Origin of the sequence: Spiroplasma sp. AdecLV25b (assembly GCF_030913225.1) — a bacterium.
GTDB lineage: Bacteria > Bacillota_I > Bacilli_A > Mycoplasmatales > VBWQ01 > Spiroplasma_E.
This window is the reverse complement of the sequence record NZ_JAQYTS010000017.1, coordinates 18891-40177: the sequence shown is the minus strand read 5'-3', so window position 1 is coordinate 40177 and position 21287 is coordinate 18891. Positions and strand designations below refer to the sequence as shown.

Annotated in this window: 16 protein-coding genes; 13 read left to right on the top strand and 3 right to left on the bottom strand. The window is 23.8% G+C overall.

The window, feature by feature from the left end; translation table 4 throughout:
• Positions 1–93: 93 nt before the first annotated feature.
• The 13 genes from RDJ14_RS01870 (at position 94) to RDJ14_RS01810 (ending at position 18158) form a co-directional block, all read left to right on the top strand.
• Positions 94–1686 (top strand): Vmc-like lipoprotein signal peptide domain-containing protein, encoded by a 1593-nt coding sequence (locus RDJ14_RS01870; protein ID WP_308149671.1) that lies wholly within the window; start codon positions 94–96, stop codon positions 1684–1686.
• Positions 1687–1847: 161 nt separating this feature from the next.
• Complete coding sequence (locus RDJ14_RS01865; protein ID WP_308149670.1) at positions 1848–2060, top strand: hypothetical protein; 213 nt, start codon at positions 1848–1850, stop codon at positions 2058–2060.
• Between the two features lie 17 nt (positions 2061–2077).
• On the top strand, positions 2078–4822 hold the full coding sequence (locus tag RDJ14_RS01860; RefSeq protein WP_308149669.1) for an Mbov_0399 family ICE element protein: 2745 nt from the start codon (positions 2078–2080) through the stop codon (positions 4820–4822).
• Positions 4823–4869: 47 nt separating this feature from the next.
• A complete protein-coding gene (locus RDJ14_RS01855; protein ID WP_308149668.1) occupies positions 4870–6990 on the top strand; it encodes an ATP-dependent helicase in 2121 nt (706 codons plus the stop codon).
• Positions 6991–7040: 50 nt separating this feature from the next.
• On the top strand, positions 7041–7730 hold the full coding sequence (locus tag RDJ14_RS01850; RefSeq protein WP_308149667.1) for a hypothetical protein: 690 nt from the start codon (positions 7041–7043) through the stop codon (positions 7728–7730).
• Entirely contained in the window at positions 7723–8352 is a 630-nt protein-coding gene (locus RDJ14_RS01845; protein WP_308149666.1) for a hypothetical protein, read from the top strand. The genes RDJ14_RS01850 and RDJ14_RS01845 overlap by 8 nt, the downstream gene beginning before the upstream one ends.
• A 75-nt stretch (positions 8353–8427) precedes the next feature.
• The gene (locus RDJ14_RS01840; RefSeq protein WP_308149665.1) at positions 8428–11112 is read left to right on the top strand and encodes an Mbov_0397 family ICE element conjugal transfer ATPase; all 2685 of its coding nucleotides are present in this window, start codon (positions 8428–8430) and stop codon (positions 11110–11112) included.
• Between the two features lie 82 nt (positions 11113–11194).
• The gene (locus RDJ14_RS01835; RefSeq protein ID WP_308149664.1) at positions 11195–12235 is read left to right on the top strand and encodes a dsDNA nuclease domain-containing protein; all 1041 of its coding nucleotides are present in this window, start codon (positions 11195–11197) and stop codon (positions 12233–12235) included.
• A complete protein-coding gene (locus RDJ14_RS01830; RefSeq protein WP_308149663.1) occupies positions 12235–13902 on the top strand; it encodes a hypothetical protein in 1668 nt (555 codons plus the stop codon). Before RDJ14_RS01835 ends, RDJ14_RS01830 begins: the two co-directional genes overlap by 1 nt.
• 107 nt (positions 13903–14009) lie before the next feature.
• Positions 14010–14222 carry a hypothetical protein gene (locus RDJ14_RS01825; protein WP_308149662.1) on the top strand — a complete coding sequence of 71 codons (213 nt, stop codon included), beginning with the start codon at positions 14010–14012 and terminating at the stop codon, positions 14220–14222.
• A 339-nt stretch (positions 14223–14561) separates the two neighbouring features.
• The gene (locus RDJ14_RS01820; RefSeq protein WP_308149661.1) at positions 14562–15707 is read left to right on the top strand and encodes a plasmid recombination protein; all 1146 of its coding nucleotides are present in this window, start codon (positions 14562–14564) and stop codon (positions 15705–15707) included.
• A 13-nt stretch (positions 15708–15720) separates the two neighbouring features.
• On the top strand, positions 15721–16068 hold the full coding sequence (locus RDJ14_RS01815) for a hypothetical protein (protein ID WP_308149660.1): 348 nt from the start codon (positions 15721–15723) through the stop codon (positions 16066–16068).
• Positions 16069–16070: 2 nt separating this feature from the next.
• Positions 16071–18158, top strand: a complete 2088-nt coding sequence (locus RDJ14_RS01810) for a VirD4-like conjugal transfer protein, CD1115 family (protein WP_308149659.1) — start codon at positions 16071–16073, stop codon at positions 18156–18158.
• A gap of 171 nt (positions 18159–18329) precedes the next feature.
• Here the strand turns inward: RDJ14_RS01810 and RDJ14_RS01805 are convergent, their stop codons facing one another.
• The 3 genes from RDJ14_RS01805 to RDJ14_RS01795 are packed head-to-tail and all read right to left on the bottom strand — an operon-like array spanning position 18330 to position 21170.
• Complete coding sequence (locus tag RDJ14_RS01805) at positions 18330–19571, bottom strand: hypothetical protein (RefSeq protein ID WP_308149658.1); 1242 nt, start codon at positions 19569–19571, stop codon at positions 18330–18332.
• Between the two features lie 2 nt (positions 19572–19573).
• Positions 19574–20341: a site-specific DNA-methyltransferase gene (locus tag RDJ14_RS01800; protein ID WP_308149657.1), complete on the bottom strand. Its 768-nt coding sequence runs from the start codon at positions 20339–20341 to the stop codon at positions 19574–19576.
• Entirely contained in the window at positions 20325–21170 is an 846-nt protein-coding gene (locus RDJ14_RS01795; protein ID WP_374047456.1) for a site-specific DNA-methyltransferase, read from the bottom strand. The genes RDJ14_RS01800 and RDJ14_RS01795 overlap by 17 nt, the downstream gene beginning before the upstream one ends.
• Between the last annotated feature and the right edge of the window lie 117 nt (positions 21171–21287).

The window sequence follows — 21287 nt, the reverse complement described above, 5'->3', positions numbered from 1 at the left end:
ATATCAATAAATATATTAAAACTCATATTAAAAATATAAATGAATTTAACCAAAGATATCTTAATAAAAATTCAAAAGAAAGAAGGAATAAATATGAAAAAACTATTAAATAGCTTATTAGTTTTAACAACCCTTGCAACACCAACATTAACTGTAGTTGCATGTAATAACCAATTAGAACCAGCAAATCAAGGTTATGATTATGATATTGCTGTTGCTATTAATAAAATAAACTATACTTTAAATGTTGGCTTACTTGATACTGAAGCAAATATTATCAAACAAATAACCCCACAATTTATTAAAATGTCTTTAAATAAGAACTTACAGAATAACTTTATTGATAATAAATTAAAAATTACAGAAATTACCTATAATGGTAATAGTTTAAAACCCCAAGACTTAAGTCAATTAGGACAAATTAAAACATTATTAACTTTAGATTATGGGGCAATTAAAGTAGAAACAAAACTAAATTTAACTATTTATGATCAGTATCAAAATCAAGTTGCAAAAGCTATTGCAAATGCTGATTATCAGTATACTAATGATACTGAAAGTACTTTAAAAGATTTACAAACAACAATAACTACTAACTTTATTAATACCCAATTAGATTTAGAGACGCAAAAAGAATTTCATGCTGATAAATTAATAATTAAAGAATTTTTAAAAAATAATAAACCACTGGTTCCTAGCGATTTTAAAGTTACTGGAACTTTTTTTATTACTATTAATTTTCAATATTATGATATTAAAAGCAATTTGATTTTAAAAATGTTTTTAAATCCGACAATTAATAACCAAATAACTAATGCTATTAATAATTCAATATATAGTAAATCAGTTATTGCAGGAACTAAAGTAGAGTCATTAAAAAATGATATTAATATTGAATTTATAAAAGATAAGTTATCACAGGAGTATAAAAAGCAATTTCTTGACCAAAACTGACATTTTATTAATCTCTTAAATAAAAATAAAACTAATTTAAGTGATAATGATTTATTAAATCCTAATAATTTAGATGCAATAATTCAGTTTAGTTATGATGGAATTCAGGGACAAACTGCACTAGAACTTAATATTACTGAAAATGCTGATACTAGAATTGTTGAAGCAATTGAAAGTATAAATCTTAAATATTTTTACTTAACAGTTGCCTATCGTGATGCAGATTCTTATTTTACAGCTGACTTTATCAAACAACAATTATCATTAAATATGCAAAAAGAATTTCAAACAGAAAAGTATAAATTTATAAAAATGGAATGATGATCAATGGATGATGGTAGACTTTACTACAATTATAAACTTCATTTTTCTTATAATGGTCAGTCTGGAATTGTGCCAATTGTCCAAGCTACTGATATGTTTTCTCGTTTTTTAACTGATAAAAATGAAGCAAAATTAGAAATTAAAAATAATAGTACAATTCAAGATTTAACTAATCTTTTTTGAAATAATTGAAAAAATTTTGTTCTAGGCAATACAGATCCAAAATATAAAGATGATTATCAATTTGTTATTAATCTTTTTCATTTACAATTGCTAGGATTTGTAGACTTAAATCAAAATCAGCTAACTGATAAAGATCTTATTACAAAAGGCACAATTTCAATTTTTGTATGTATGTTTATTCAAAATGTTCCAACAATGATGCCATTTCAAATTACTATTATTTAATTAAGAAAGGATGAATTAAAATGCATCAATGCATTAATTGTTCAAAAAAATGTAACTGTTACATTACTAGACTAAGTGTTTGTAGTAATCAATGTAAAACTAAAATTAATCCAAAATATAAAACAATAGTAAAAGTTTGCAATAAAAAATAAGGAGGTAATATGACTACCGCAATCAGTATTTTAGCAGCTACTGCTTTATCGTTAATTTTTATTAGTATCTTAAAATTACTAAAAATAAGAAAATTAAAAAATAATAATACTAATATTACTGTTAAATATCAAAAACAAAGAAAACTATATTATTACTTATTAAGCGCTGGAATAGCGCTTTTATTAATAGCGATTATCATTGACTTAGCAATGAGACTTTAAACAAAGGAGGTAAAACAATGAAACGTTTTTTATTATTTATTTTGCTAATTTTAGTTCCCACTAGTTTATTTACTAGTGGTTATGTACAATCAAATAATTTAGCAAATGTTAATCAAAGTTCAATAAAAAACAAACAACCTTATAATTATTTAATTAATAACAGCTACGACACAAGTTTATCTTTTCATCAATCTTATTGTCCATCTGATTGATGAGGAACACTTGAAGACAATACTAATTATTTTTCTATTCCCAACTACTATACAGTAACTAGCGTTGATATTACTTTTAGTTTACAGTTTAATCGTGGGTATGGTTGATATACTAAAACATTTAATTTTAATAGTGATATGATTAATACTTTAAATCAAGGTTTAAAGAGTGGTCAAACTTATTTTGCTACTGATAATTATGCTTGACAAGGACAATCAGGAGCGTATTTATATTGACAATTTAAACTGACTATTAATAATAGTACCAATCAATGATTTGACCCTAATTGAGGTGGTTGGGCTTCATGAACTAGAGTTGGTGGTTTAAAATATGATGCGATTATTCATGTTCATAATAATTGACAAGAGAAAACTGATGCAGTTAATAGCAAACTTAATTCATATCTTAATAATCATACTCTTAATTTAGATTCTGATTTTTCAGCATCACTATTAGATAACAATAATAAAAAAAGTGAAGAACAAGCATTAGACCAATTATTGCAACAAGCTTTAACAACAGATTATCAAACATGAAAAGGTTATTTACAACCGTATGCTTATGATGATAGTACTGGATATGCTACTTTAACTTTTAAATTTCAAGATATTACTAAAAATTATCAACAAGTAGTTTGAGTTTTTAAGGTTAAAATTACTTTTCACTTAACACAAACTTATTGAGATAAAACAATCGGTTCGCGCTTAACTATTACTCCTGGTAAACTAGTGAATCCTAATGATCCTAATGGTGCTATGATTGATGATACACCTTTAAATTGAAAGCAAGAACAAGTTTATGGTACGACAGCAAGCTTAGTTTTTGGTGCTGCTACTGATGAATCAGAATATATGACTGTTAATGATCAACCAGTACAAGTTTTAAATCACAGATTTACTTATAATATGACTGATAAACAAGGTCATACTGATGATAAAGGGCAACCTACAAATGAATATGACATTAAGTTATTTAAAGATAATGTTCAACGATATCAAGTTAAATACTTAATTAAACAAGATACTCCAGAATTAAGTAATCAATGATACGCTTGAAACCCTAATAATAATCCTGATCAAAAAGAATTAATTAGCCCTACCAATCCTGATGGTTCCAATAATCCAAAATATGACCGTGAAGTTAATCCCAAAACAGGAACTAAAACCCAAATAGTTTGAATTAAACATCAAGCAGAAAATCCTTTTCCTTTAGATCCAATTGATAAAGATGGTAAGTTTATTACTGATAAAAATTATGACCAAGGTTTCTTAGCTGAAGGTAGTGTTAGTGGAATGGGAGTAAAACAAATCTTTAATGATGATTGAATTAAAAGTGTTAGTCGTGAAACAGTTAATAATGAATTAAATAGCACTTCTACTAAAACTATTATTAATAGCGACAAAGATGGCCACTATTGAAGTTCAGAGGGAATATATCATTATACTGTTACTAACCAAAAAGATGGTTCTTCCAATAAATATGTCATTATTGGAGCTCCTTATCAAAATCATTATCCACGATTTTTAGATGTATTAAATGATAGTAATGTGGCTGTTAATTTTTGGACAACAATTCATGGATTACACTTAAAAAATTATTTAATTACATATAAAAAACTAAATTCAGAAGCAATGCAAAAATTAAGTTTTGAAGATGTAGCAAGTTATTGAAAAGAATATGTTTCTGATTTAAGTCGTAATGCCATACCACCAGATCCACAACCTGTTAATTATGTTGATTTAAACAAAATTAGTTTTGATACTATTAAAATGAACTTAACAACAATTGATTTAATTCGTAACGAAATTGTTTTTCAAATTAATAAAGCTTTAAATAAATATTATTTAGTTAATAATATTGATTATGAAATTAAACCGTTAGATAATACTAGTTTAAAACAATTATTAAACTTTAAAACAGTTGGTGATATTCAAGAAGCCAAGATGACAATTAGCATTAATAGTTTAGATACTTCATCGCGAGCAATTGGTAATACAACCATTAAATTTATTAATTCGCCCCAATATAATCCCAAAACAGTAGTTGATTTATCAAGTATTAAAATGCAAACATGAGAATACAATTTTAAAACTTTTTCCATTACAAAAATGAGACAATGAATTTTAACTGATATTAGTAATGAACTAATTACTCATGGTGGAGGAATATTAAAATATAATTTTGATTATTCTGTTTCTAATTTAGATGATAAAACATTAACTGATTTTTTAGATAACAGTAAAGGAACAAAAACATTAACTTTTACAATTGCTGCTTTTGATGAATCAATGAAAGCCCAAGGTTCTACTTCTTTAACACTCATTAATAATCCTAATGCAACTCCAGCCCCACCAGAACCACCAACTCCACCTGATCCAAATCCTCCAGTACCAACTCCACACCCAAATTGATTTAGTAATGGTTATAATTTAGCTTGATTTTTACCTTTAACGATTGGAACTATTGGAATTAGTTTAGGTTTAGGTTATTATTTATATGTCCGAAATAAAAAAGGCATTGGTGGTAAAAAAATAAAATCAAAAAAATAATTTAGAGTTTCAATAATATCATTTTTTGGGGAGGGGATTAAGAATTTATGACTTTAAATAAAGAGCAACTAAAAGCAGTTTTAGATAATAAGAATAACTTACGAATTATAGCTGGAGCCGGTACAGGAAAAACAAGAGTTATAACACAAAAATTTATTTATTTTTGTAAAGAATTAGGTTATAAACCAGAAAAATTATTAGCCATTACTTTTACAAATAAAGCTGCTAATGAAATGTTTGAAAGAATTAGTAAAGAAATCATTATAAGTAAACACAAAAGTTATATTTTAACTTTTCATGCTTTGTGTTTAAAAATTTTAAGAAATGACATTGATAAAGTATTTAATATTTCTAAGCTTTTCACTATTATTGATGAAAGTGATAAAAAAAGTTATATTAGAAATTATTTTAAAGAAAACAAAATTAAATATGAAACTAGTTTAATAAAAAATATTTCACGTATGATTTCTTTTTGAAAATTAAATAATTTTGACGATACTAGTTATAAGTTTATTGATAATTTAGAAGATGATTTTGATGGTAATTTAGCAATTAAAAAATTAGCTTTTAAGTACTATCAAGAATCACTTTTAAAAAATAATCAACTTGATTTTGATGATATTTTAATTTATGCTTACAACTTACTTTTAAATGAAAATATTAGAATAAAATGACAAAATAATTTTGATTATATATTTGTTGATGAATTTCAAGATACTGACTTAATTCAATTTAAGATTTTAAAATTATTATATAATAACAAATTAAAAATTGTAGTAGTAGGTGATCCAGATCAAAGTATATATACTTGAAGAAATGCAGATATAAAGTATATTTTAAATTTTGATAAAGATTTTCCTAATGTTAAAACAGTAGTATTGAAACAAAATTATCGATCAACACCAGAAATTTTGCAATTATCCAATGATTTAATTAAAAATAATAAAGAAAGATACAAAAAAGAATTACTTCCAACAAGGATTAGTGGCAGTTTACCTACTATTTATGAGTTTGATAGATCTATTGATGAAGTTTCTACCATTATTAATTTAATAAAAAAATTAAAGGAAAAAGAAACAATAATTAGTTTTTCTGATGTTATGATTTTATATCGTAATAATTCATTGAGTGCTAATTTTGAAAAAGAATTAATAAAAAATAATATTCCCTATATTATATATGGAGGTTATCAATTTTTTGAGAGAAAAGAAATTAAAAGAGTTATCAATTTACTAAGATTAATAATTGGTGGTGATGATTTTAGTTTAACTAATTTTTTATTAACTATGCCTGGCATTGGACTAACAACAATAAAAAAATTAGAAGAAGCAGCAAAGAAGAATAAAATTACAATTTTAGAATTAACTTATAAAAAAGAATTATTAATTTTAATTTCTAAGTTACCAAATGAATTAGATAATTATATTAAAATAATTCATGAAGCAATTGAAACTATTGATAATTTTGAAGAACCTGTAAAATATTTAGATGATATTCTATCGCAATTTAAAATATTTAAAAAATATAGTGAAGCTTTTGAAGAATATAGAATAATAAATATTAAAGCCTTATATGATATGATAACTCAGTTTAGTATAGCAAATGATAAATTATCTGGAATAGAATTATTTCATGAATTTTTATTAGATTTAAGTCTTTTTCAAGAAAAAAATAATTATATTGAAAAAAATACACAGGACCAATCATTAGTTTTATCAACTATTCATAAAGCAAAAGGTTTAGAAAGAAAAGTAATAATTATTATTGGTGTATCTGAAGGAATTTTACCTTCTAAAGCAAAAATAGATTTAGAAGAAGAAAGAAGACTATTGTTTGTCGCGTTAACTAGAGCAAAAGATTATTTATATATTAGTTATAATAAGGATTTTAGTTTTTTAATTCGTGATAATTTTAGTGAATCTAGTTTTTTAAAAGAATTAAATACTGATACTTTTAAAAAAGAAAAAATTGGAATGTTTAATTATCAAAAAATAAATTCTATCAAACGCATAGAATCTTTGAATAATAATAGTCTAATCAAACATTCTTCATTTGGCATAGGTAAACTATTAGAAAAAACCGAAAAATATTTAATTGTTTATTTTGAAAGTGTAGGTAAAAAGAAAATTTTTATTGATAATCCTTTATGACAATTAGTAAAAATTTAATATATTAAAGTAAATAAATAAACAAAATTAATTACTATTAGTGAGGATTTATGAAAGAAAATAATATTTTTAAAATAATGATAATAAATGATGAAGATATCAAAGATGCAAATTTTTATTTTAAAATTAAAGGTAAAGATTTGTATATGCATGTAATTAAAATTTTTCAAGATAAATTTCATGAAAAAAACTTTAATTATAAAGAAATCTCATCTTATATAATGCACGATAAATCATTAAGAGATAATCTTTTTAGATATTTTGCTTATTTAGAAGAACATCTAAGATCTAAACTTTTAAATATAAAAGACGTTGATAAAATTGATAGTTTAAAAAACTTAAATTTTATTGAAAGAAAAGTGACAAATAACATTTCAAATTTATATCTTTCTATAATTAAAAATGAAAATAAAGTAACTTTTACAAAACTTATTGGTTTGTTAGAAAAAGCCGATATACTAACTGAAAAAGAAATAACCGAATTAAATTTATTAATCAAATTAAGAAATGAAATTATGCATCATAATTTACTTTTAATAAAAGATTTTATAACTTGAGATAAAGTTGAAAAAAATATTAATGAGTTAAAAAATACTTTAAAAATATTACTTACATATTTGCCAGATAAGTATAAAAATGGATTTATTAATAGTATAAATAAGTTATCAGAAAAAGACAGTAAGAAAAACCCTGAATATTTTACTCGAATTAATTTAGGAGCACTAGATTATCATGAATAATATAAGTTATGTAACAAAAAAAGAAACCAAACCTTATAAAACTGAATTTAACCAATTATTTCAAAAAATAAAACAATATTTTGTTGATGATTTTTCCTTAACTTATCAATTAGTAGGAAGTAGCAAAAGAAATTTAGTTATTAGTCATCATAATAAAGGATTTGACTTAGATTACCAGATAATTATTCAAAAAATAAAAAATCAAGAAAAATGAAAAAATCCAAATAAAATTAAAGATAAATTTTTTAAATTCATTCAAAATCAATTGCAACAAAAATATACTATTGAAAATTCAACTTCAGCAATAACTTTAAAAAAATTAGATACAATAAATAGCAAAATTAAAGTAGGATTTGACATTGTTATTTTGAAAGAAATTAATAATAACTATGAAATATTAAAACGTTCTATTAATGATAACTATAATTTTCAAAAGATGACTGAACATAAAGATTTTAGAAATAATTTTAGAAAAATTAAAGATAAACAACTATGAAATGAGTTGAGAAAAAAGTATTTAGAAAATAAAATTAAAATTATTAAAGAAAATTCTGATGAAAAGTCATATTTTACTTTAATCAAGACAGTTAAAACAATAATTGATAATTTAGATAAATATTAAAACATGAATTTTTAATTTTACAAAGAAAAATTTAAAGTCAGAAATGACTTTTTTTATTCTGAAAGGAGAATAATTATGAATAATATTATTCCTAAATCCATTAAACGAACTAAATTTGAATTCTATAAAGGATTTGGTTTAGTAGAAATATTAGTTTTAAGCAGCTGAATTGTATTAGCTGCTTTATTTATTTTTGGACTACCTATTGGTAGATACTGAAAAATATTAGCAATGTTTGTAACTAGTATGATTGCTATTCCTTTAATCTTACCGGTTATGCCTGGTGTTAAAGGTTGATATGGTCTTGTATTAGCATTTAAATATCTTGCTCAACCAAAAAAGTACCATAGCAATAAGCATTATGATACTAGCTTATTAGTACCTTACGAAACTATTGTTAATGATAATTATTTAAAAACATATAAGTTACAAGGTAAAACCCACTATGTAGCAGGTATTTCTGTACAAGGTTTTAATGTTAGTCTATTAAGTAATGAACAACAAAATTTAAAAGTTCAAGAATTTCATGACTTGTTTAAATATTGTGATTATCCAATCAGTTTAATGAAAATTGATTTACCACCAAGTAACACTAACACAATTACTTATTATCAAAAGCAATTAAAAAAGTACCAAAAACTTTACAATAACAAAGCAATAAGTAATGATAAATTCAAAACATTAACAGAACAAATTAAAGATTATATTAAAGTTTTACAACAAACTAATATCCAAGATAATGGAGTATTACCAACTCAAAAACAATGATTTTGTTTTGTTTACGCTAAAACAATTAAACAATTAGAAGAACGTATTTATTACATTCAAAATAAATTTAGTATTAATAACTTTGCTAATCAATTATTAACTGGTTATCAATTAGTTAATACGATTCGTTTAATTTGAAATCCCTATCAAAAGGCATTACTAGAAAGTGATTATCAAAAACATAAAAATAATGTCAGTATGCTATTAGCATTTAATGATTTTCAAATTAAAAAACACTATTTTAAAGCAAATAATATTTATTATAATGTTAGTAATATTTATGATTATCCCTTAACTCCAGTTAATGGATGAGGTGCTAGTTTAGCTAATAATGAACAAACTATTGTTTGAAATATTTGACCAGTTAATCGTGCAACTATGCGTAAGAATTTAAATAAAGCCATTAACAACGCTCATACGAAAAATATTATGAATCGTAACAATGTCGATAAAAGTGCATTTAGTTACGAAATTCAAGCTTATGAAGCTTTAAATGATAGTATTAATGGAGCTAATGAAATAATTAAAAATGTAAACATTAGTTGCTTGAGTTATGGTACTAATGTTCAGTTATTAAAAGAAGCACAAGCAAGATTAACTAAAAATCTAAAAGAATTAGATATAAGAATTAATCCTTTAAAATATCGACAACTATTAGGTTATACAACGATGTTACCTAACTTACAAGATCCATTAATTAACAATTATGGTCGTGAAATTCCTGCGGGAACGATTGCTAGTTCTTGACCGATGATTAATAGTGGGTTAAATGATACTAAAGGTTTATACTTAGGAACTAATAATACTGGTGATAATATGATTTTTGATCAGTTTTTATTAAATGATAAACGAAAAAATCATAATCAAATCATTATTGGTACTAGTGGTAGTGGTAAATCATTTCTTACTAAAAAAGAAATTGTCTTTCACTTAAATATGGGTAGAACTGTAATTACTATTGATCCAGAACGTGAATATAAAAACTTATGTCATAAGTATAAAGGGCAATGAGTGGATACGACTGATGCGACAAGTGGTCGTATTAATCCGTTACAAGTACTAGATAATAACTTTAAAACTGAATTAGAAACACAAGAAAGTGATTCTGAGTTTGATAAAAATAATGATGAAACTAATGAAGCACCAATATCAACACATTTACGTTTTTTAACCCAGTTATTTAAAATTTTATATCCTGATTTAACTAATCGTGAATTACGTGTTTTAATACAAGAAATTCAAAAAACTTTCCAAGCTTTTAATATTACTAATAAAACTAATATTGAAAAATTAAAGAATACTGATTTTCCAACTATGAATGATTTATATGAAACTATTTGTCAAAGTTTAAAAGATAGTCCTACTAGCACCTTAAATGAAATTAAAGAAATTATTAATTTTGATTTTTTAGGTGATGGTCAATATAGTAAACTTTGAAATGGTCATACAACATTAGCAATTAATAATCAGTTTATTGTTTATGACGTTTTAAATTTATTTGATGAAGGTTCAAATGTTATTGCTGCTCAATTATATTTAGTACTAGCTTTTATTAAATCAGAAGTTAAACACAATCGTTTTAACGAAACTAAAAAAGAAATAGTTATTGTTGTTGATGAAGCCCATTTAGCAATTGATAAAGATAATCCAGCAGCCTTAAACTTTATGTATCAAATGGTAAAACGAATTCGTAAATATCATGGTGCTATGATTATTACCACTCAAAACTTAAATGACTTTACTGGAACTGATGATATTAAAAAGAAAACTACCGCCATTATTAACAATACCCAATATACTTTTATTTTTAACTTAGCACCACACGATTTAACAGCAGTAGCAGATTTATATCGTGCTTATGGTGGCTTATCTGAACAAGAAGAAGATTACATCGCTCGAGCAAGAAAAGGTGAATCATTATTTATCGTTTCTGGTTATGAACGTCACTGTATTCAAATTCAAGCTACAGAAAGAGAACAAGAAGGATTTTAAAAAATAAAACGTTATATTATATTAATTTTAAAAAAGTTATTTTATAATAAATCTAACAATTTAAATAAATTTGGGTGATAATATGGGGATTTCTAAAATAGAGTACAATAAATTAATTAAAGATCTTGGCGGATCTATAGCACAAAACAGATTTAAATTTCAAAGATTTTGAGCAATAAATGAAATATATAATTTATATAAAAGTAATAAAGAATTTACTATAATTTTTGATTATGTTTCTGATATAGATATTTTTATAAATGATGATTTACATTTTTATCAAGTAAAAACTAATAAAAATAATAATTTTACTATAAAAAAACTTATTAAAATTAAAAAGAAAAATAATCACTCAATTTTATCAAAATTGGCAATATTAGAAAATAATCAAAGTGTTAAATCTCTGAACATTGTATCAAACACACATTTATCTGAAAAAGATAAAAATAATAAAGAATTACAAAAAATATGTTTAGACAATTTAAAAGATGAAATTAAAAACCAATTAAAAACTCATATTGAGAAAATAAACAAAATAATTCCTAATTTATCTAAATATTTTTATATAAAATCAGATTTGTGTTTAGATAGTTCTTATAAAACCCTTTTAGGAAATACTGTTACATTTTTAGAAAATAATTTTGGTACTACTTCTACTAGAGCAACATTATTTTTAGATTGACTACTTAGAGAAACTGAAAATAGGTCAACGTATGAATATGAAGTAGATAACATTGATGAAGTAATTATTAAGAAAGGCATCACAAAAGAACAATTTTCAAAGTTATTGGCAGACTACAACTCTACAAGTAATGAGTTACTAAGTAATGTTAATAAAGTTATAGACCAAAATTATAATTTTTCTGATACATCTAAATTAGCATCTGCACTAACAGAAATTACCAGAAATTCTTTAAACTCAAATATAAATAAAACCATTTTAGAAAAAATAAGAAAATATATTTTACAAAATGAGAAACATTTAACACACCATAAGTCAGAGAGAGATGTTATAGAAGAAATTGTAGAAAAATTTAATTTTGATTCTGTTGGATATAATCATTATGAAAAAAAATGTTTAATTATAATAGGATTTGTTCAATTTAAAGAAGGAGTGAGATAATGAATCTAATAGTAAATAATATATCAATAATAAGTGCTGAAACTAAAATGGCAAAAACTCAAGATTTTATAAAGGGTATTAATGTTGTAACATCTTCAGGACAAGTCGGTGGAAATTGAGTTGGAAAATCATCTATGCTTAGAAGTATATTTCATACTCTTGGTGCTGATGGTTGCTTTTCAGATAATTGAGAAAATGAGGGAACATACATTTACTTACTTGATTTTAATATTGATAATACTAATTATTTAATGTTAAGAAAAAATAAATTATTTAAATTATTTGATTCTAAGAGAAAATTAATTTTTTCAGTTTCTAACAGAGAGAAATTAGCTGAAGAATTAATAAAATTATTTAATCAAAAAATTTATTTAAAAACTCATGATGGAAATTACAAATTAGCATTTCCTGCTTATAATTATTTATTAAATTATATTGATCAAAACAAGATAGAACCAACAAATTTTAAATCTTTTAATTATTTGAATAGTTTTAAAGAATATTATAGCGATGTCATTTATTCTCATTTGGGATTGCGTAATAATAATTCAAATAGTCTTAAAGAACAACAAGAACGACTTTTAAAACAAAAAAAAGAACTAGAGGATAGAGAAAAAACTTTAAACGAAATGAATAAAGAAATTGAATCAAGTAGTGGAATAATATTAGATTTTGATATATTCAAAGAAAAACTTAAAGTTCATGAACAAATATATCGTGAGTTAGCAAATAACATTAATAAATATAAGAAAAAAATAAATAATGCATATAACTTAAAAGTAGAATTAGAAACTTTATTAAATGAAATTGATAGTCTAATGCGTATTGAAAATAAAGAACTAAATAAAGAGTTAAAAACCCATAAATGTTCTAAATGTGAAAGTTTAATATCAGATGAACAATGATACTATTTTCATAAAGTAAAATTTATTGATGGATATTGTGTCCAAAGATTAAATGTAGAAGAAAAATTAAACCAAGTTAAAAGAGAAATTGAAATAGATAGTCAACAGTATGAAAAAATTTTAAATGATATAAATAATGTTGAAAAAGAAATATTTAATAGTTCAAAAGAAATTAAAGATGGTTTAAAAGCTCTTGGATTAAAAGACATATCAACCAGTATAATCAAACAGATTGGAAAAAGTAGAGGAGAAATTGAGTCTATACAACAGGGTCTTACAAAAATTAAAAAAGAACTTCGTGAAATAGAAAGCAAAAAAAACGAAATAAACAATTGTTATTATAAGAACTTTAATGAATTATTATTAAAATATTCAGTTACTGGCATTGAATCAAATATAGAGAAAGCTGTTAACAAAATAAAAGTAGATGGTACACATAATAATATAATTACAGTTGTTTGACTTTGCTCATTATTAAAAACTAAATATGAATTTAATCCTACCGCTGTTAGATATCCGTTGATATTTGATACTCCTAATAATGCTAATTTCGATAAAGAAAATGAAAAAAAGATATTTGATATTATTTTTGATAGTATTCCTGAAAAAGGACAAGTGATTACTTCATTAGTAGGATTTTTAGAATCAGATTATAAAAATTATAATTTTAATAAAATAACTTTAGATAATACTCCGTATAAATTATTAAATAAAGAAGATTATATTAAATGTAGTAATAAATATAGTTTTTTAGGATTTTAAAATTCAAAGATTTTCTTGTAAATATTAAGTGTAACTAATATAATTAACAGTAATTAAAAAAGAAGGTATTTAAAATAGCAGGCAGAGGAAATTGAAACAGAGAAGATTTGAAACAAATTTGAAAAGATTATGTTCAAAATAAAATTTATGGAATTTTTAAGAGTAAAAACAATTTTCAGAATTGAGATTTAAGTCAAGAAGCCCCTTGTTCTAGATGTGGTAAGACAATGTTAAAAAGTCAGTATCAAGGAGTACAACCTGATAAAGATTATAGTTGAGATGTTGATCATATTGATAGTAATCCTAGAAATAATTTTTAGAAAATTTGCAACCAATGCATCCTTGATGTAACAAAAATAAAGGTTAATTATAAAATACTATTTTAAATTTAAGTACTAAAATTGAGAGACAATAAAAAATGAAATTTATTGTCTTTTTTTTGTGTTCCGGAAAAAGCATGATGAGTATTCTTTTTCCGGAACATATTTTCCATACTATGAAATAGTTGGTAATGTGTTTTGGGAAAAGGTATGGTTGGGGTTATTAGGGGTTAGACATGCCCCTAATTGGGGTGGTAGGGGCTAGCCCCTACGGTAACCGTAAATGGTTAAAATTCCCCAAAAATCTAAAAATAGTTAAAAAAGAAAGGAAGAATCAAAATGGAACAAAAATTTTATTCATCACCACCAGTATTGCCATTTAAAGAAAAAAATAATCATACTTTTAATACCTTACTAGTACATAATTTTCGTATTAATGTTCCAGAAGATGTTAATACTGAATTTACTAAGTATAATTTTTATTTTATTAATGGTCAAAAAGAAACTATTACCAATAATTTAGGTTTTGAAAAGGCTAAAAAATATAAAACACAATTAATGACAGAATTAGAAAAAAATTGAAATGAACAACAGCAAGGTTATAGCCCTAGTAAAAGAAGTAGTTTTGAAAATTTTTGCAAAAAACATAATACTTATGTTGATGTTGTGTTGCCTGGTACTAGACAAGAATGATTTGAACAAATGGGTATTTGTCAATTTACTGATGAATATGTTTGAGATAAATTTACTGAAACGAGAAAAATGGGGAAACTAATCCCTGAAACGATAAATAAAGAAAAACTTTGAACTTGAGCAAAGACAGAAATTAATTTTATGAAACAATGAATGAACCAAAAATTAGGAACAGATAAAGGTTTTCTTTATGCAACTGTTCATTTAGATGAAACTACACCCCATGTTCATTTTGGTTTTATGCCAATTACTAAAGTATTTTCTAAAACTTTAAACCAAGAACGATATGTTATAAGTAATAATAAAATTTTAGGTGGCAATTTAGACATTTTAAGTAAGTATCACGCCAATTATTTAACTAAGGTTGGTTTTGGTATTTATCCTGGTTTAAAGGGCAGTAGAGGTTCTTATAACGCTGCTTCGTTTAGAGAAATTAAAGTAATTGAACGTAATAAGATTGAAGCTGAAATTCAACAGTTATTAATAGCAAAACAGAATGAAAGTAATTCTTATGATCAATTCAAAAGAATGTCATTAATTAAAGATTATTACGATAATCGCATTGAAGAAATAAGAAGCTATCTATTGCTAGAAGAATTAAGTGACTATGAAAAAAATCAAATCAAACACTACCTAATCTTATTAGAAAAAGTGCGTTATTTTAAAATTCTTAAAGATAGTTCAAATAATCAAATCCACAGTATAAATTTAGAACACTATGAAGAACAACTAGATAAAATGACTATTAAATTAGCACCTATTTTAACAAAAAGTTATCGATTAACAATATAAAAGGAGGCTATTAATGTTTAAAAAAGAAAAAGTAATGTGCAGAGCACCAGACTGTTTTAATATTAGTAATAACTCTTTAGAAAAATGACAATTAGATTTATGTACTATTCATTTAATTGAGTTCATGAGATGAATTAAAAAAGATGAAAAAATAAGAGATGTATTTTATAGATTTTGCGAAAAATGAGAATTAATAAAAAATAGTAATAATGTTGAAGAAAAGAAAAAAATTAAACAAAAAATTAATGAATTACAAGTTTATTTTCAAAATCAAGAAAAACTAGGAATTGAATTTGAAAAACAATCATTATTGAAAAAGGAAACAATATCTAAACAAAAATTTAAAAGAAGGAAGGAATAAAAATGAAAAAATACCTTAAACAATTAAAGAAACGTAAATGATGATTAGTTACTGGATTATTAATAATACCAGTAACTTATATTTTCATTCTATTTTTAATTGGTATTGCAATAACTATTGCTAAAACTTCACAATTCCATATCAATTTAAAGCAAGCATGAATTAATGTAGTAACTGTTAATTACAGTTATCTAATAGCAGCAACTATTAGTATTAGTTTATACCTGCTATATGGATTTAAGTTATGTAAAATAACTAAAACTGAAGCCAGAATTAAAACAACTGATAAAACCGACTTTGGAAAGGCAAAATGATTAACTAAGAAAGAAATTAATAATAAGTTTCCTACAATTAGATATCAAAAAATAACTAAACATCATGGATTTATTATTAATGCCAAACAAGATAAAAAAATTATTACTTTTAATGTTCATAGTAACACCCACAATTTAATTATTGGTGGAACAAGAAGTGGTAAAACACAAGGAATAGTGCTACCAACAATTCAAATTAACAGTCAATCTACTATTAAACCAACCATGGTTATTACTGATCCAAAAGGTGAGTTATATAGTTTACAAAGAAATAATTTAGAACAACAAGGTTATGATGTTAAAGTTATTAATTTAAGAGATTTAGAAAATAGTATGTGTTGAAATCCTTTACAACAAATTTATAATTTACATCAAAAAATGATTTTTACTAGTAATGAACAAGAAAAACTGTTATTAAGAGTGCAAATTCAAACTGATATTCAAGATTTAGCAAGAACATTATTTCCAAAATCTTATCATGAAAAACAACCTTTCTGAAGAGATAGTGGATGTAATGTTATTCAAGCTATTATCTTAGGAATATTAGAAGATTTAGAAACAAAACTTAAACAAAATCCAAATCTTACTATTCAAGAAAAACAAGAAATTATTAACAAGGTTTTACCAATTAATAAATTTAATTTAGCTTCTGTAGCAATTATTGCAACAATGAAAAAAGATTTAATTCAATGATTTAAACAAAGACAAGATACTAGTATTGCTAAAATTACTGCAAGTAACTTAACTGAGGGTGAAGCAGATACTATTGGTAATATTATGATGACAATTGCTACCCAATTAAATATTTTTAAAAATAGCTTTATTCAAAATTTAACTTCAAGAAATGATTTACATTTTACTGACTTAATTAATAAGCCTACAGCATTATTTATTGTTATCCCTGATGAAAATGATAATTATTATGTTATAGCTTCTTTATTAATTTCACAAATTTATAAATTTTTAATTGCTGAAGCTAGTAAAAATAAAAATAATAAGTTAGAAAAACCAGTTTATTTTCTATGTGATGAATTTGCTAATATTCCTGCTATTCCCCATATGGAACGCATTATTAGTGCTGGTGCTGGTAGAAATATTTATTTTCAATTGATTGTTCAAGATATTCAACAAATTTATGCTAATTATGGTGAAAGAGTAGGAAAAATTATTTTTGCCAATTGTTTTCTCCAAACATTCTTACAAACTATGGAAGTTGAAACAGCCGAGCGTTATGCCAAAATGTTAGGTGAACAAACTGTTGAACAAATTAGTACTTCTGGTAAAGGAGTAAGTAAAAGTCAATCTACGACATTAAAAGCTCATAGTTTAATTACTGTTGCTGATCTAATGCAATTACCGCAAAATCAAGCAATTATTTTTCTTAGTAAAGAAAACCCTGCTAAAACAAAATTAGTTCCTTGATGAACTATTAATACTCCAATATTAAAAGACAATAATCTAATTAAAACCTTAGAATTAATTGATTTTGATAAAAACTACTACTATAACATTAAAAAAACTATTAAAACTAATACTAATTTAATTGTTAACAATACAGAAGTTAAAAATTCAATTACTAAATCTAACGACAATATCAAGGTAATTAATTCAAAAAAAGAATTAAATAAAGAAGAAATTAAACTAAAAATTGAACAATTAAGAATTGAATTTAAAAAATATGAAACCGATAACTCTATTAATGGTCAGGAAATTAAATTAGCTATTAATAAGCAAATTGAGAGACTAGAAAATAATTTAAAAAGTATTATCAAATAGAATCGGTAAAAAATTTTATTTAATAATATTAACTAATAGTATCAAAATTATAGAAACTATTGATTTGGTAAAGTTAATAATCTTAGTTAAATTAATGGATATTAACTTTAGTATTTATATTTATGTCTTAAAAATAAGTTAAGTTTAAAATTATGATTTGCATATACTAGTTTATAAATTGTATTTTTTTATTAAAAAATTATTATAATTTAAAATATCATCAGTTTTATTTATATTTATTAACATATTCTCATTGTTTTTTAATGGTAAAAATTCACCATCATGAGCAACCATTTTTAAATCATAGTTTAATCCCTTTTTCAGGAAAATGTATTTATTTCTTTTTTTAGTTTTAACACTATGAGTGTTTGCATCAATATATAACATATTTTGTCAATTATCAATCTTCATATAACTTTCATAATTTGTTATTAACGAAAAAGGAACTATATGATCTAATTCAAATTTATAATTTTTTTCTACATTATGATTTTTAAAATATTCTTTTTTAGGTTGAAATGACCTAGCAAATTTAACAATATTACCTTTTTCATCTTTAAATACTTTTAAACTTATTTCATCTCCTGATTCATTTAGATGAAATAATGAAAATTCTTTTAAAGCTTTAAATATTTGTTGTGATTCATTTTTTCAATTACTATAGTCTTTTTTTTCATTTTTAGGAAGTATTTTTTGTCAATTTGCTTTTGGATTTGCAAAATTTTTAATTTCTATATTAATTTGTTCTTTTTGTGATTTAGATAAAGAAATATATTCCTTAATTAAAAACAATATGGCATTTGAATCCATTTTTTTATTACGATAATCTTTTCCAACTCAAGTAACAAATAGTAGAAATTCATTTAATGTAAGTTTTTTTAAATCTACTAAAATGTCAAATATACATTGAATTAAATCATTAAATAACAATTTAATCTTTGTGCTAATAAGTTGACTTAAAAGATTTTCATCATCATAATATTTATTATATTCTTTATTTAAAGCAAAAAATGATGATTCACATTTAGAAAAAGGATCAATTTTTTTTAAATGTACATCATATCTATCAAATATATTCATTCTTGCAAGATCTGGTAATATGTTTTTTTTAATAGAATTAGCTGTTCCTTGCTTATTTTTGGTGTAAACTAATTTAACAAATTTTTCATAATCTGGATAATCAACTAATTTAAAACCCTTATTTTTAGATGCAACATATTCATCTCCTTTAGGGAGCTTTATATAATCACATCCAACTTCCAGAAATGAATCTATTAAACCTTTAATTTTAGAGGCAGTCATTCTATTATGTTGTAAGATATGAAAGCCCCTATAATCTTTTTTATTCATTCTAAATTCTAAAAAATCTCTTATTTCTTTATATGGTTCTCCCAAATTTAATTTAAATTCCATTTTTATTCACCTTTAAGTCTTTTCAAAATGTACTTATAGTATTCAGAATTTAATTCACAACCCAGACTATTTCTGTTTAAGTTTTTAGCAGCAAAACTAGTAGTTCCCGTTCCTGAAAACAAATCTAAAATTAGATCATTTTCATTTGAACTTGCAAGAATCATTCTTTCAATCATTTTTATAGGTTTTTGAGTGGGGTGAATTCCTTCAATAATCTTGCCATTAATTTTATTATTATGTCTTTCACTAACAAATTCTCATACATTTGTGCAAAGCTTTCCATTTTTATTAGGAAATCATCTTTTCCCATTTTTTAAAATTCCTTTTTTTGTAGCATGTTTCATTCTATCTGTTGAAAGATAAGCTACTCTGATTGAATCTGCATTAAATTTTCATTTTTTACTTTTTGATAAAAAAAGAATTGTTTCTTGATTATTGACATATTTATTTTTACAACCATTAAATCCATCTTTTTTATATCAAGTAATTCAATCAATAAAGTTAAATCCTATTCTTTCTAAAATAGGGATTAATTTTGCCGAATTATAAGCATTATTAAACAAATAGAATGTTCCAGTATCTTTTAATTTTTGGTAACTTTTTTCAAGTCACGATATCATAAATTCCATGTATTCTTTTTCTGAATTAAAATTATCTCATTCTATTTTCAATATGTTATAAGGCGGATCAGCTATAATTAAATCAACTGAATTATTTTCAACCCGCTTATCTAAAAAAAAGATTATATCCTCATTAAATACAGTATTCATTTTCGACATATTCCTTATATTCTTTTTTAATATTAATTTTAGCAATTTCTAATTTTTTGTATATTATTTCTTTATAATGGGGATAAAGCTCAAACCCAACATATTTTCTTCCATTTTCATAAGCTACCTTAAGAGTAGTTCCTGATCCTGCAAAAGGATCTAATACTACATCTCCTACAAAAGAAAATAATTTAATGAGTCTTCTAACAAGCTCTTCAGGCATTAATGCTGAATGATTTCCAAATGCAATATCTGATTTATTTGGAATTGGAATATTTCATATTTGTTTAGTAAATTCAAGTCATTCTTCTTTAGTTAACACGCTTAATTTTTTTATTTTTTCTGATCTCCCATTAATTGGTTTCCCATCTTTAACATAAACTGCAATAAATTCGCTAGTATTTTGAGCATAAAAGTTACCTGGCATAGGATAACTTCCAAACATAAGTTTTTTAGTAGAGTTAGTTCTATTTCAAATATATAAGTCCAATAACTGAAAATTAGTATTTTTTAATATACTATTCTGTATATCACTTTGCAAATCAAATAAGTGTCTATTATGGTGAATATTCATTTCTTTCTTAAGGATTGGCATAAGAGGTACATTAATACACATTTTCCCATTTGGTTTTAATATTCTATAACACTCTTTTCACACTTTTAACATTTTTTTAATGTATAGTTCATAGTTATCTAAGTTCCCAACATCATTTGCTTTAATAGTAGAATGTCTAGTTTCTTGTTTTCCATCTTTTGAATAGTCTTTAATATTGAAGTATGGAGGAGAAGTAATTACAAGATCGACACTATTTTCTTTAACATCTTTCATATTCTCACTACTATTAAAAAATACTTTATTCATAACTTCTCTCCTTATTTAATTTTATAGCACATTAAATTATATCAAATTAGTATTAATAATATATACTAAATAATGAAAGTTATA